This window comes from Bradyrhizobium sp. 22 (assembly GCF_000482425.1).
In the GTDB taxonomy this organism is placed as follows: Bacteria; Pseudomonadota; Alphaproteobacteria; order Rhizobiales; family Xanthobacteraceae; genus Bradyrhizobium; species Bradyrhizobium japonicum_B.
Genome location: NZ_KI519399.1, coordinates 4,203,006 through 4,215,971 on the forward strand (window position 1 = coordinate 4,203,006; position 12,966 = coordinate 4,215,971).

General features: G+C 64.9%; 14 protein-coding genes. 9 read left to right on the plus strand and 5 right to left on the minus strand.

From position 1 onward, the window contains the following. Positions 1-52 precede the first annotated feature (52 nt). Positions 53-298: a DUF6719 family protein gene (locus K410_RS0121445; protein WP_028136777.1), complete on the plus strand. Its 246-nt coding sequence runs from the start codon at positions 53-55 to the stop codon at positions 296-298. Here the strand turns inward: K410_RS0121445 and K410_RS0121450 are convergent, their stop codons facing one another. Both K410_RS0121450 and K410_RS40490 read right to left on the minus strand, forming a co-directional pair. After that, positions 299-664: a hypothetical protein gene (locus K410_RS0121450; protein ID WP_028136778.1), complete on the minus strand. Its 366-nt coding sequence runs from the start codon at positions 662-664 to the stop codon at positions 299-301. 34 nt (positions 665-698) lie between these two features. After that, positions 699-863: a hypothetical protein gene (locus K410_RS40490; RefSeq protein WP_196236031.1), complete on the minus strand. Its 165-nt coding sequence runs from the start codon at positions 861-863 to the stop codon at positions 699-701. Between K410_RS40490 and K410_RS0121460 the strand changes: the two genes are divergently transcribed. Continuing rightward, on the plus strand, positions 844-1,269 hold the full coding sequence (locus tag K410_RS0121460; protein ID WP_028136779.1) for a hypothetical protein: 426 nt from the start codon (positions 844-846) through the stop codon (positions 1,267-1,269). The genes K410_RS40490 and K410_RS0121460 overlap by 20 nt on opposite strands. Positions 1,270-1,281: 12 nt before the next feature. Further along, positions 1,282-1,467 (plus strand): hypothetical protein, encoded by a 186-nt coding sequence (locus K410_RS0121465; protein ID WP_049820284.1) that lies wholly within the window; start codon positions 1,282-1,284, stop codon positions 1,465-1,467. Here the strand turns inward: K410_RS0121465 and K410_RS0121470 are convergent. Next, on the minus strand, positions 1,457-2,005 hold the full coding sequence (locus tag K410_RS0121470; RefSeq protein ID WP_028136781.1) for a CreA family protein: 549 nt from the start codon (positions 2,003-2,005) through the stop codon (positions 1,457-1,459). The two genes, K410_RS0121465 and K410_RS0121470, sit on opposite strands and share 11 nt — an antisense overlap. 208 nt (positions 2,006-2,213) lie before the next feature. Between K410_RS0121470 and K410_RS0121475 the strand changes: the two genes are divergently transcribed. From K410_RS0121475 to K410_RS0121495, 5 genes are all read left to right on the plus strand, one after another. Continuing rightward, positions 2,214-3,803, plus strand: coding sequence for a L,D-transpeptidase family protein (locus K410_RS0121475; RefSeq protein ID WP_028136782.1), 1,590 nt, complete (start codon positions 2,214-2,216; stop codon positions 3,801-3,803). Positions 3,804-3,895: 92 nt separating this feature from the next. After that, positions 3,896-4,465, plus strand: a complete 570-nt coding sequence (locus tag K410_RS0121480) for a glutathione peroxidase (RefSeq protein ID WP_028136783.1) — start codon at positions 3,896-3,898, stop codon at positions 4,463-4,465. Positions 4,466-4,631: 166 nt separating this feature from the next. Continuing rightward, positions 4,632-5,651, plus strand: coding sequence for a polysaccharide deacetylase family protein (locus tag K410_RS0121485; RefSeq protein WP_028136784.1), 1,020 nt, complete (start codon positions 4,632-4,634; stop codon positions 5,649-5,651). An 8-nt stretch (positions 5,652-5,659) separates the two neighbouring features. After that, entirely contained in the window at positions 5,660-6,211 is a 552-nt protein-coding gene (locus tag K410_RS0121490; protein ID WP_028136785.1) for a dihydrofolate reductase family protein, read from the plus strand. Positions 6,212-6,615: 404 nt separating this feature from the next. Beyond that, positions 6,616-7,734, plus strand: coding sequence for a helix-turn-helix domain-containing protein (locus K410_RS0121495; RefSeq protein WP_028136786.1), 1,119 nt, complete (start codon positions 6,616-6,618; stop codon positions 7,732-7,734). A 3-nt stretch (positions 7,735-7,737) separates the two neighbouring features. Here the strand turns inward: K410_RS0121495 and K410_RS0121500 are convergent, their stop codons facing one another. Together K410_RS0121500 and K410_RS0121505 are read right to left on the minus strand one after the other, a co-directional pair. Further along, on the minus strand, positions 7,738-8,190 hold the full coding sequence (locus K410_RS0121500) for a DoxX family protein (protein WP_028136787.1): 453 nt from the start codon (positions 8,188-8,190) through the stop codon (positions 7,738-7,740). Between the two features lie 176 nt (positions 8,191-8,366). Next, on the minus strand, positions 8,367-10,676 hold the full coding sequence (locus tag K410_RS0121505; RefSeq protein ID WP_028136788.1) for an NADP-dependent malic enzyme: 2,310 nt from the start codon (positions 10,674-10,676) through the stop codon (positions 8,367-8,369). A 247-nt stretch (positions 10,677-10,923) separates the two neighbouring features. Between K410_RS0121505 and K410_RS0121510 the strand changes: the two genes are divergently transcribed. Beyond that, positions 10,924-12,888, plus strand: a complete 1,965-nt coding sequence (locus K410_RS0121510) for an aq_1923 C-terminal domain (RefSeq protein ID WP_028136789.1) — start codon at positions 10,924-10,926, stop codon at positions 12,886-12,888. The last annotated feature ends 78 nt before the right edge of the window (positions 12,889-12,966 follow it).

A 12,966-nucleotide genomic window follows, 5' to 3' on the forward strand; every position in this document is an offset into this window, starting at 1 on the left:
AGAATCGCCGGCCAGTCCCTACACTACCGCATCGTCTCCGAGACCTTTCGCCATGCTGCTATGCCGGACGACCTGCCTCTCGTTTCTGATCTCCATCGTGCTTGCCGCGACGGCGCATGCCGGCTCGGTTGGACGCGAGCAGGACATCGTCGATCTCAAGCTGGGTCAGCGCGTGCAGGTGGATGACGGAACCTGTCCCGCCGGACAGGTCAAGGAAGTGCGTGGAGCAAGGATGACCGACAAGGGCGTCGCGCGCACCAGCACCTGTGTGCCGCGATACGGTCCGAAGATGAAATAGCTACGGCTTCGCCGGATCGAACATGCACTGCAAGGTGGGCTTGGCGATCTTGGTGAAGGTCGGCCCGATCTCGCTTTGCTTGGAAGCCGGCACCCAGTCGGTCTCGATGGTGGGCACGCCGGTTTCGCTGATGCCGCGCAGCAGCGCTTCGCGCAGATCGCGGTCCTCGACGGCCGCCGCGGCGTGATCGTGCAGGCAGCCGCAGACTTCCTCGGGATGGGCCCACCGCCCGAGCATCCGCGGCGCGCATTGACGCACGAACTCGGTGCGGGGATCCGGTAATCTGGAGGGCGCCCGCACCTGCGCCTCGGCGGCGCTGATCGTCAGAATGGACACGAAAGCAGCGGCGCAAAATCGAGCGAGCATGACGGCCTTTACCGGCTGATTTTCTTATTGTCGATCAGAAGCGCGCGGCAACCATGATCGGCTGCGACGTCGCAACGGTCACCGGTGAGCCGGTGTACTGGAAGGTGCCGATACCCGGGAGATTGCCATCCGGCGCGCCTGCGAACGAGGAACCGGCAACCACGAAAGCGAAAGCAAGAATGAAGCTGAGCGCGCGCATGGTGTCGTCTCCGAATTCCGTGGCCGGCGGTGCGCCGTTCGTCGTTGTGAAGTTGATAACCATGGGGGGTTTCGCGCGTGATGCGCCAAAAGCGCAAAATGGTTTCATCTTGCCCGAGAATTGTTTCGTCGGCTCCGAGGCGACGACACAATTCTCGAAAACAGCCAATCATTTCAGTGAGGTCGCGCCGGAGCTCAAAGCGGCCTGCCAGGTTCCGCATTCGGCGTATGAGCGCGCGCTGCGCCACCGTCGTCACGGTCCAGCCTTGCGCGCTTCACACGCATTTTACGTTTTTCTGCTGAAGAGGAGCGACGAACGAAGGCTGGGCCGTCGAACCGAGCGCGCATCGGCTGCGACCCAAGCCATCGAAACCGAGACGCCGGGATCACCGGGCGCGTTCAGCTGAGGGATGGCCATCATGATGAGGCAAGATCGCGCAACGCCGCGCGAGGCGGACCAACGGACCGACGGCGGAAGTCAACGGCCAAGCCGCGTCGTCTCGGCCGGCGCAATGTCGCTGCAGTCCGGCCGCGGCTTCGAGGCCGCGCCGCAGGCCTTCGCGCGGCTGACCGGCTCGCATCTCGCCAAGCGCGTCAGTCCGTGAAGAACTCCCCGCACTTCTGAACGTTCGCGTCTGCCGGTCCCCACGGCATGATCGGCACCGTCGAGGTCGAATTCTTCGGCGAGCCCTCGATGATCCTGTCCGAATAGACCATGTAGACCAGCACGTTGCGCTTGGTGTCGCAGCCGCGCACGATTTGCATCTTCTTGAAGAACAGCGAGCGGCGCCGGCGGAACATGTCGTCGCCCTGCTCCATCTTGTTCTTGAACTTGATCGGGCCGACCTGGCGGCAGGCCAGCGAGATGTCCGAGACCTCCTCGGCAAGGCCCAGCCAGCCCTTGAAGCCGCCCCTCTCCGGCACCGTGAAATGACAGGCGACGCCCTCAACCTCGGGATCGTCGAGACCATAGGTCGCGAGCTTGTCGTTCGGGCTCATCCATTTGAACACGGTGGAGCGGCGGAAGATCAGATCGGGCTCGTCGGCAGCTTGGACGGGCGCTGCCGGCACGGCCAGGACCAGAAGCAATAAGACGAGGCCTTTCAAGCGGATGCCGGCAAGACCAGGGAAACGAGATGACATGAAGTTCTCCGCTAACAAGTCCTCTTAATGTAGGAACGCGTCAGCCCGACAGGAAGACGACGCGCAGCCAGAGCTGGCCGCCGTTTACCGCTCTGTGATGCTTTTTTGTTACGTCTTGGACAAAAGTAGCCGACGGCAGAACCACCCTGCTGGTGAACGCGTATCCCCTTTGCGAGACTAACGTCTGATTTGGATTATGGATTCGAGGATGAACAGCGTGATCGGGTCGGGTTTTTCGGCCAAGCCGGTGCGACTTTGGCAGCTCGCCATCTTGACAGCGGCGGGTGTGATCGGCGCGACCAGCCAGGCAGACGCGGCATTTTACTATTGGACAGATTATTCCGACGGATCCTATTACCCCCGTCAGAGCCGGCCTCCCGAGATTCCGCGCCAGAAGCCGCAGAAGCGCAGCGCGACCGACAAGAAACAGATTGTCGCCGAGAAGGAAGCAGGCACCAAGCCTCAAGGACCGCTAGTCATCGTCGTCTCGATCGACCGCCAGAAGGTCACGGTCTACGACACCAATGGCGTGTTCGCGGAATCTCCGGTGTCGACGGGCATGAAGGGCCATTCGACGCCGATGGGCGTGTTCAGCGTCATCCAGAAGCACAAGTTCCACCGTTCCAACCTCTATAGCGGCGCGCCGATGCCGTACATGCAGCGGATCACCTGGTCCGGCGTCGCCATGCATGCCGGCGTATTGCCGGGCTATCCGGCTTCGCATGGCTGCATCCGCATGCCGATGTCATTCGCGATGAAGATTTGGAATTGGACCAGGATGGGCGCGCGCGTCATCGTCGCGCCCGGCGAGATGACGCCGCAGAACTTCTCCCATTCCCTGCTCGCCTCCGTGCGCGTGCCGCCGCAGCCCACCGTCAGCCTCGAGCCGCAGACCAATGTCGGCGACAAGGCCGACAAGGGCACGGCACCAACCAAGGCCGCCGAAACCAAGCCGATCGAAACCAAGACCGCCAGCGCCGACGCTGCGCTCCAGCTGCGCGCCTCCGTGGGCCACTCCGTGATGTCGGATGCGACGACGGGCAATGCGTCGGTCCACGGGGATGCCGCCGCCGCGGCCGACGCGGTCAGGACGGCCGAAGCATCCGATGCGGCCAGGCCTCGATCGGACGAAGCCGCCAAGCCGGCGAACGTGGACAAGCCCGCCGACAAGGTGGAGGCCGACAAGGCCGAGCCGGCCAAGTCTGAATCGGCTGACGCCGCGAAGACACCCGATGCACCGGCACCTTCGACCGCCGTCGCGCCCGACGCCAGGAAGGACGAGAGCCGCGTTGCCGAACCGGCGCCGGCTGCGAAGCCGGAAGCCCCCAAGCGAGCCGGCCAGATCGCCGTCTTCATCAGCCGCAAGGATTCCAAGCTCTACGTGCGGCAGAATTTTGCGCCGCTGTTCGATGTCCCGGTCACGATCGCCACCAGCGACCGTCCGCTCGGCACGCATGTCTTCACCGCCGAGCTCGACAAGACCGATTCCAATACGCTGCGTTGGTCGGTGGTGTCGCTGCCCATATCCGCCCGTGCCGCGGCACGCGAGGACGACAGTCGCCTCACGCGCCGCAAGGTGGGCGCTGCCGTGATCCCCGTCGCCGCCAAGCCCGTCGCCAAGCCCGTGGTGACACCCGACAGCCCGGCCGCGGCCCTCGACCGCATCTCGATTCCCGCCGACACCATGGCGAAGATCAACGAGATGCTGACGTCTGGCGGCTCCATCATCATCTCCGACCAGGGCATCAACCAGGGCGAGACCGGCGAAGGCACCGACTTCATCGTTCGCCTGTACTAGCCAGTCTCACGGCGTCCGATAACGCGGTGTTGACGAGGCGGGGCGCTGCCGCGGAGTAACATGCGGCCCGGATCATTTCGGGGGATGCCGTCATGGTGAACCGCAGGACCATGCTCACCGCCGCGCTGGCGGGCGTGCTCGCGCCGGCGACGCGTGCGTTTGCCGATGGCGGCATGAGCCGCATCTCGGCCTATGCCTTTTCTTTCCCCGGCTTGTCCGGCGACGACATCCGCCTCGCCGCTTTCACCGGTAAGCCGGTGCTGGTCGTCAACACCGCCTCGCTCTGTGGCTACACGCCGCAATATGCCGGCCTGCAGGAGCTGTGGAACGAGTTTCGCGAACGCGGCTTCACCGTGATCGGCGTGCCCTCCAACGATTTCGGCGGTCAGGAGCCGGGCGGCACCAGCGAGATCGCGGCGACCGCGCACCACCAATATGGCGTGACCTTTCCGATCACGGCCAAGGCTGCGGTGGTCGGCGCCAAGGCGCATCCTTTCTATAAATGGGCCGCTGAGGCGAGGCCTCGCGAAGTTCCGCGCTGGAACTTCCACAAATACCTGGTCGGCCGCGACGGCTATATCGCCGAGGTGTTTCCCTCGGCGGTCGAGCCGGCCGACACGCGGATCAAGACGGCCGTTGCCAAGGCGCTGGCCGCCGCTTGACGCGAGCCGCGCTCAATCGGATTGGGCACAATCGTGGCGAGGTGCCAAACAGCCGTTGCAATGGCGATGGCGTACCATCTAGGCTAGGTTTGGTTTGGGGCAGGATGGTTTTGCCGCTGGCGAAAAGCCGCGGCGGAACAACGGGATCAATCTCGAGGACAATATTATGCGCGTGGCGGCAGGACTGATTTTGGCAAGCGCGATATCTCTGGCCATGACCGGCGCGGCGTGGTCGCAGACCCCGGCAAAACCCGCAGCCGCGGCGCAAGCCGCACCGGCGGCAACGCCCGCTGCTGCGGCTGCTGCCGCTCCGCCCGCAGCTCCCGCGGCAGGCGCCGCGCCCGCTGGCTTCGTCAATCCGCCCCCGCCCAAGCAGGCACCGCAGCCGGCGCGCGCGGCCTGCACCACGCCGGGCGCGCTCGGTGTCGCCCGCACCGTCGAGATCGACACCACGGGCGGTCCGGGCTTCGGCTTCGAGCACTTCAAGGAGCTCGACTTCCTGCGCGACAAGGAGGTGGTGCTGACCTTCGACGACGGCCCATGGCCGCGCAACACGCCCGCGGTGCTGAAGGCGCTGGCCGATGAATGCACCACCGGCATCTTCTTCATCATCGGCAAGCACGCGACCTACGAGCCGGAGATCCTCAAGCAGGTCTATGCCGCCGGCCACACCGTCGGTGCCCACACCTGGTCGCACGCCAATCTGAACAACAAGAAGCTCAACGAAGCGCAGCGCAAGGACGAGATCGAGAAGGGCTTTGCAGCGGTGAAGTGGGCGCTCGGCGGCATCTCGCCCGCGCCGTTCTTCCGCTTCCCGGCGCTGCAGCATCCGCCGGAGATGGTCACCTATCTCGGCAACCGCAATGTCGCGAGCTTCTCCTGCGACATCGACTCGTTCGACTTCAAGGCCTCCAAGCCGGAGAAGATCGTCGACACCGTGATGAAGAAGCTCGACACCAAGGGCAAGGGCATCATCCTGATGCACGACTTCCAGAAGCACACTGCGGAGGCCCTGCCCGAGCTGCTCAAGCGGCTGAAGGCCGGCGGCTACAAGGTGGTGGCGATGCGCGCCAAGTTCCCGGCCTCGACGCTGCCGGAATACGACCAGGAGCTGATCAAGGACCTCAAGCTGCCAACGGTGAGCCAGCGCCCGGTCAATTCCGTGGTGACGACCGTATCCGAATAGAAGGGCCATTGTCTTTCCGGATCGAAGGCTACGTCATCGTATCGGCGGACGGCATGCTTGCCGACGCCGGTCGCGTCATGCCCGACAGCCTGAAGTTCGAGGGCGACAAGCTGTTCTTCGAGCAGGCACTCGATCGCGCCGCGCTGATCGTGCATGGCCGCAACTCGCATGAGCAGCAGCCGAACTCGCCGAATCGCAAGCGGCTGATCCTGACCCGCAAGATCAAGGCGCTCACCGTCGATCCGGAACTGCCGAACGCGACGCTGTGGAATCCGCAACATGCGAGCTTCGAGGACGCCTGCGCCTTTGCCGACGTCGCCGCCGGCATGGTGGCCGTGATCGGCGGCCCCGTCGTGTTCGACCTATTCATGGACCGCTACGACACGTTCTGGCTGTCGGAAGCCCCGCATGTGCGCCTGCCCGGCGGCGAAGGCTGCTTCGTCGGCGTACCCCAGCGGACGCCGCACGAGGTGCTGGCTTCGCACGGACTGAAGCCGGGCCCGCCATATGTGCTCGACGCGGCGCATGAGGTGACCGTGACGCCATGGCGGCCCGGCTAGCCCCATTAAGATCGGGAAAACAACCCCATGCACAGTACCGGCATCATGACACCTTTACCTATCCTGCCCATATCATGCTGAAATTGGTCCCGCCGCCGGCCAGCGCAAAGCCGGCTAGCAAATCTGCCGAGACCGATAATCGGCCCCGACGGCGGTGATGGCGCTATAGCCAACCTCTGTGGCACTGCGTCAAGACGGGCCGACCATTCCGAAACACCGCATCAATAGACTGAGACAAAAGCGCAAGACTGGACGGGTTCAGCTCGCGGCTGCCGCTGCGCAGGCGGCAGGGCTTCCCGCAAACGAACCCTTTGCTCCGGATATCAACCTCCAGCCCGGCATGATGGCCTGGCGCTGCGCTTGCCCGCTCCTTCACTGCCGATCAGAACGCGACCACCACCACCATGAGTGACGACACGACTACGACGACGGGACCGACTGACGCCTCCGGGCCCGCCGCTGATGCGGCGCCGGTTTCAGCCCTGCTCCCGGCATTCGGCTTCCGCGCCGACCAGATGGAGGCCAATGCGAACGTCGCGGCGTGGCGGGAGGCTGTCGCCACGCTATTCGACGTCGACGAGCTCGCCGCCGACGAACCCGGCCCGTTCCGCGCCGACATCAGCTCCTACGCGATGGGACAGGTGCTGATCGGATTGAGCCGGGCCAGCGGCCAGCGTTTCCGCCGGACCGCCGAGACGATCGCGCGCAGCGGCGTCGACCACATCATCCTCCAGCTCTATCTCAGGGGCGGCTTTGACGGCATCGCCGGCGATCGTCCGATCCGCGTGCGCGCCGGCGACATCTGCCTGTTCGACCTGGCGCAGACGCTGGAGACCAAGGCGACGGCCTTCGAGAATGTCACACTGGTGGTTCCGCGCCCGATGTTCGGCACGCATCTGCTGCGGGTCGACGATTTGCATGGTCTCGTCCTGCCGGGTAGCAGCGTGATCGCGAGACTGCTTGCGGGGCATCTCACCGCCCTGTTCGAATTTGCCCCGCGCATGACCCTCGACGAATGCCAATCGGTGGTCGAGGGCACAGTCTCGCTGTTGGCGGCGTGCCTGCGCAACGAGCTCGAGCGCGGCGATCCCGACACCGACCATGCCGTCACGGCGGGACCGTCCCTGATGCGGATTCGCCAATATATCGAGGCCGGCCTTGCCAGCAACGAGCTGTCGGCCGGTTCGATCGCGGCGCATTTCGGCCTGTCCCGCGCTTCACTGTACCGGCTGTTCGCGCCGGTCGGCGGCATCGCCGACTACATCCGCAGCCGGCGGCTGCACCGCGCCTTCTTCGACCTCGCCAGTTCAGATGCGAGAACCCTCAGGATCAGCGAGGTCGCGCGGCGCTGGCAGCTCGGCACCGACGCGCATTTCACACGCTCTTTCAAGGCAGCCTATGGCATCACGCCACGCGCCGCGCGCGAAGCCGCCCTGCTCGGTGTGCAGCGGAGCACCGACGGAACGAGCAACGCAACGATTTCGCAGTGGATGCGCGAGATCGCGCCTCCGCGCGCAGATTGATCGCTACACGTCGCCGTAGGCCGCCTCGGCCGGACGCGTGGTGCGGCCGTAGCCCATCAGCATGAACAATGCGCCGATGATCGAGAGGTTCTTCAGCGCGTCGACCACCATCCTCGCATTATCGGGCGCCGCCTGGTTCCAGAAGTCATAGAACAGCACGGTCGAAACCGCGACGTAGATGATCATCAGCAGCGCGAAGAACCGGGCGCCGAAATTCAGCGCGATCATCAGGCCCGCGAGGATCTCGAGCCCGCCGATCGCGATCGCCAGCAGCTGCGGCGTGGTCATGGCGGTGGCGGTCTCGATCTGGCTGGCATAGGGCGCGACGACGTCGGGCACCACGACCTTGGTGGCGATGAAGTCAGCCGTCGCCGGGATGGCAAAGAGCTTGGTCGCGCCCGTGTAGATGAACAACACGGCGAACAGAATTCGCCCGAAAGTCACGAACGCTGGCATGATCGGCCTCTTGGCAAGCTCAAAGCGCGGGAATGCTCGGCAGGATTATGAAGAGTCGTGCGCGGGTTTACAAACGGGGAAATGGAGAACTGAAAGTAATTCAAGGTTGGCGGCCTCTTCCCTACTCCCCTTGTGGGAGAAGGGATTACACCGCCAGCGACGCGGAAGCCCGCCCCTCAGGTAAACAACGTCGGCTGCTGCCTTGCGGCGCGCTCCTGCGCTTCCACCACTGCCACGGCGGTCATGTTGAGGATGCCGCGCGCGGTCACCGACGGCGTGAGGATGTGTGCGGGGCGCGCCGGGCCGACCAGGATCGGGCCGACGGGCAGCGCGTCCGCCAGCGACTTGATCATCTGATAGGCGACGTTGGCGGTGTCCAGCGTCGGCATGATCAGGATGTTGGCCTCGCCCTCCAGCTTGGAATGCGGCAGCACCATTCTTCGCGCGGCAACGGAGAGCGCGGTATCGCCCTGCATCTCACCGTCGGCCTCGATCTCGGGATGCTTGTCCTTCAACAGCTGGGTCGCCAGCCGCATCTTGCGCGAGGAATCGGTGTCGTAGCTGCCGAAATCCGAATGCGAGACAAAGGCGATCTTCGGCTTGATGTTGAAGCGTTGGACGTGGACCGCGGCGAGCGATGCGATCTCGGCCAGCTCCTCCGCGCTCGGATTGGGCCGGACTTGCGTGTCGGCGATGAAGAAAGCGCCCTTGGTCGTGATCAGCAGCGCCAGCGCCGCGTAGTCGCTGATGCCGGGACAGAAGCCGACGATCTCGCGGACATGGCGCAAATGGCTCATATAGCGGCCCTCGACGCCGCACAGCATGGCGTCCGCCTCGCCGCGCGTGACCGCGAGCGCGGCGATCACCGTGTTGTTGGTGCGCACCACGGTGCGGGCCGCATCCGGCGTCACGCCGCGGCGGCCGGCGACCTCGACATAGGACTGCACGTAGGAACGGTAGCGCGGATCGTCCTCGGGATTGACGAGATCGAAATCCTTGCCGGCTCGGATCGAGAGGCCGAAACGCTTGATGCGCGCCTCCACGACCGAAGGACGGCCGACCAGGATCGGCCGCGCCAGGTTCTCTTCCAGCACCACCTGCGTTGCGCGCAGCACGCGCTCGTCCTCGCCTTCGGCGTAGATCACGCGCACCGGCTGGGTCTTGGCCTTGGCGAACATCGGCTTCATGACGAGGCCGGAGCGGAACGCGAAGCGCATGAGCTGCGCGGCATATTCGTCGAAATTGGTGATGGGACGCGTCGCGACGCCCGATTCCATGGCCGCCTTGGCGACCGCCGGCGCCACCCGCAGGATCAGCCGCGGATCGAACGGGCTCGGGATGAGTGAGCCCGGACCGAAACCGCCGGTCTCGTTGGTCTCGACCCCCAGCGCCACCGCATCCGAGGGCGCCTCGCGAGCGAGCTGCGCGATGGCTTCGACCGCGGCGTGCTTCATCTCCTCGTTGATCGCGGTGGCGCCGACGTCGAGTGCGCCGCGGAAGATGAAGGGAAAGCACAGAACGTTGTTGACCTGGTTCGGATAATCCGAGCGCCCGGTGCAGATCATGGCGTCGGGCCGCGCCTTCCGCGCCTCCTCCGGCATGATCTCCGGCGTGGGATTGGCGAGCGCCATGATCAACGGCTTGTCCGCCATGGCCTTGGCCATTTCCGGCTTGAGCACGCCCGGTGCCGAGAGACCGATGAAGATGTCGGCGCCGCCGATGACGTCGCCGAGCGTGCGCTTGTCGGTCTTCTGCGCATAGACCGCCTTCCAGCGGTCCATCGAGGTATTGCGGCCCTCGTGCACTAGGCCGTCGATGTCGCAAACCCAGATGTTCTTGCGCTGCGCGCCCATCGACACCAGGAGATTGAGCGTCGCGATGGCCGCGGCCCCTGCCCCGGACGCTACGATCTTGACGTCGGACAGCTTCTTGCCGTTCAGCCTGAGGCCATTGGTGATGGCAGCGGCGACGATGATGGCGGTGCCGTGCTGGTCGTCATGGAAGACCGGGATCTTCATGCGCTCCTTCAAGCGCGTCTCGATCTCGAAGCACTCAGGTCCCCTTATGTCCTCCAGATTGATGCCGCCGAAGGTCGGCTCGAGCGCCGCCACGGTCTCGACCACGCGGTCGATGGTGTCGGCGGCAATCTCGATGTCGAACACGTCGATGCCGGCGAACTTCTTGAACAGGACCGCCTTGCCTTCCATGACGGGCTTGGAGGCCAGCGGCCCGATATTGCCGAGGCCGAGCACGGCGGTACCGTTCGAGACCACCGCAACCAGATTGGCGCGGGTGGTCAGGCTGGCGGCCTCGGCCGGATTCCTGGCGATCTCGGTACAGGCCGCGGCGACGCCCGGCGAATAGGCCAGCGCGAGGTCGCGCTGGTTGGCAAGCGGCTTGGTCGCCTGGATCTCGAGCTTGCCGGGGCGCGGCAGACGATGGTAGGCGAGCGCCGCCTGGTGGAGATCATCAGAATAGGACGACATGCGTTGTCTCGCCTCGCGTTACCGGCCTCAAAATGCACGATCCGGGGGCCGCCATCCAAGCGGACCGGATCTCCGGGTCATGGACACGGGATGAAGCACGCCGGGTGCCCCGGTGGCAACATCCGATTGCCCGACCATCAACAAGGTGCGCGCTCAAATATTTGAAAACCAAAGCTTTCCCTGGACCGCGCGCTGTTTCCCGAATATGGCAGGTTGCGCGGCGCAAAAGAGCAACTGGAGCCACGGTATGAAGCGAATCCTGATCGGCCTGATCGTGGCAGCCGCGCTCGGCGCGGGCGGGTGGTTCGGCTTCAATTTCTATGTCCAGCACCGGGCGAGCAGCGAGGTCGAGGCGGCCTTCGAGCGGCTTCGCGCTGGCGGCAGCAAAGCCAGCCACGGCAAGATCACGTTCGCGCTCGCGACCCGGACGCTGACGATCGAGGACATTGCGGTCGAGCCCGCCCAGCCGCAGGTCGCCACCTTCAAGGTCGCCAAGATCACGGCCGTCGGTGTGCGCCAGCCGGACGAGGCGCGTTTCTCGGCCGACAGCATCGAGGCGTCAGGGGTCGAGGTCGGCTTCACCTCCACCGAGCGGATGACCGTGAAGGCGAACTACAAGATCCCGCAGATCAGCGCGCGAGATTTTTCCGGCTCGACCCGCGCAGACGGCTCGCCGCTGTCCGGCTCGATCGTCGACATGTACCGCTTCATCCTCGCGCAATACGCGACCATCTCGGCGTCGGAGATCGCGGTGCCGACCCTCGCGGTCAACGTCGATGCGGGCAGGAATGCCGGCAGCGGCGATTATGTCTATTCAGGTCTATCGTTTCAGAACGTCAGCCGGGGCAAGATCGAGACGGCGAAGATGGACCGCGTTACCTATGCGATCGACCTGTCCCAGCCGGGTAAGCCCGCGAAGATGACCGGCGAATTGTCCGGTCTGGCCATCTACGATTTCGACGCAACCGCTGTGAGGGCCGCGCTCGATCAACAAGGATCGAACGACGACAATTTTCACGGGATCTATCGGCGCATCTCGGTCAACTCCTATGTCGTGACGGCGGCGCCCGGCATGCGCATGCAGGTGGACGGCTTCACCTTCGACGACATTGCCATCCGGCCCTCGAAATTCCGGCCGGCCGAAATCATCGCGCTGGTGCCGGCTGACGGCGCGATCCCGACGCCGGCGCAGTCGCGCGACATGATCGCGAAGATGGCTGACTTCTTCGAAGGCTTTCAGATCGGCAAGGTCGAAATCGGCAAGCAGACGGTCGAGATGCCGCAAGGAACGTGGCGGCTCAGCGCCATCAAATACGATCAGGACAAGGTCGCGCTGGAAGGCCTCGACATGCCGCTACCGCAGGGGCAGCTCAAGATCGAGCGCTTCGCGCTGAAGTCCTTCAGCGCGGCGAATCTGATGCGCTGGGCGGCGAGCCTCCAGACGTCCGGGCAGCCGCCCTCGCCGGATCAAATGCTCGGCCTGTTCCGCGTGCTCGAAGGTGCCGAGGTCAAGGGGGTGGTGTCGCCTTACAAGAATACGCGGCAGCTCTTCACCATCGACACGATCAGCCTGAATTGGGGCCAGCTGGTCGGGTCGATCCCGAGCCGGGCCAATCTGGTCGTCAAGATGGTCACGCCGACCGATCCGGCCAATCCGGCGTTGCAGCCGCTGATCATGGCGGGCGTGGACAAGCTCGCGATCGACCTCGATCTCGGCGCGGCCTGGACGGAATCGTCAGGCGCATTTGCGCTTGCGCCCGCCACCATCGATCTCGGCAACCTCGCCAAGGCACAGGCCCGCCTCGCGCTCGCCAACGTGCCGCGCGGCCTGTTCACCACCGACCCGGTGCAGGCGATGGGTCAGGCGGCGCAGGTCGAGACCGGCGCGTTCGAGCTCTCGCTGCGCGACAGCGGCGTCGTCGATCTGGTCGTGGCCCAGTTCGCGCGCATGCAGAATGTCAGCCGCGACACCGCGCGCAACGCCATCGTCGAGATGATCCGCGCGCAGGGCGAGAAGATCGCGGGATCCAGCGTCGACGCCAGGGGCGTGGTGGATGCGCTCGCCGGCTTCGTCGAGACGTCAGGACAGACGCTGAGCCTCAAGCTCGCGCCCCGCGCCAAGGTGCCGCTGATGCAATTGATGCATCTGATCCAGACCGCCCCGGATAGCGCACTGGCGCAATTCAGGATCGAGGCATCGACGGGGCTGTAGTTTGATCTCGTGTCCCGGACGCGGCGCAGCGCGAAGCGGTGCGACGCAGAGCCGGGACCTAGAAAGTTTGCGGTTCGC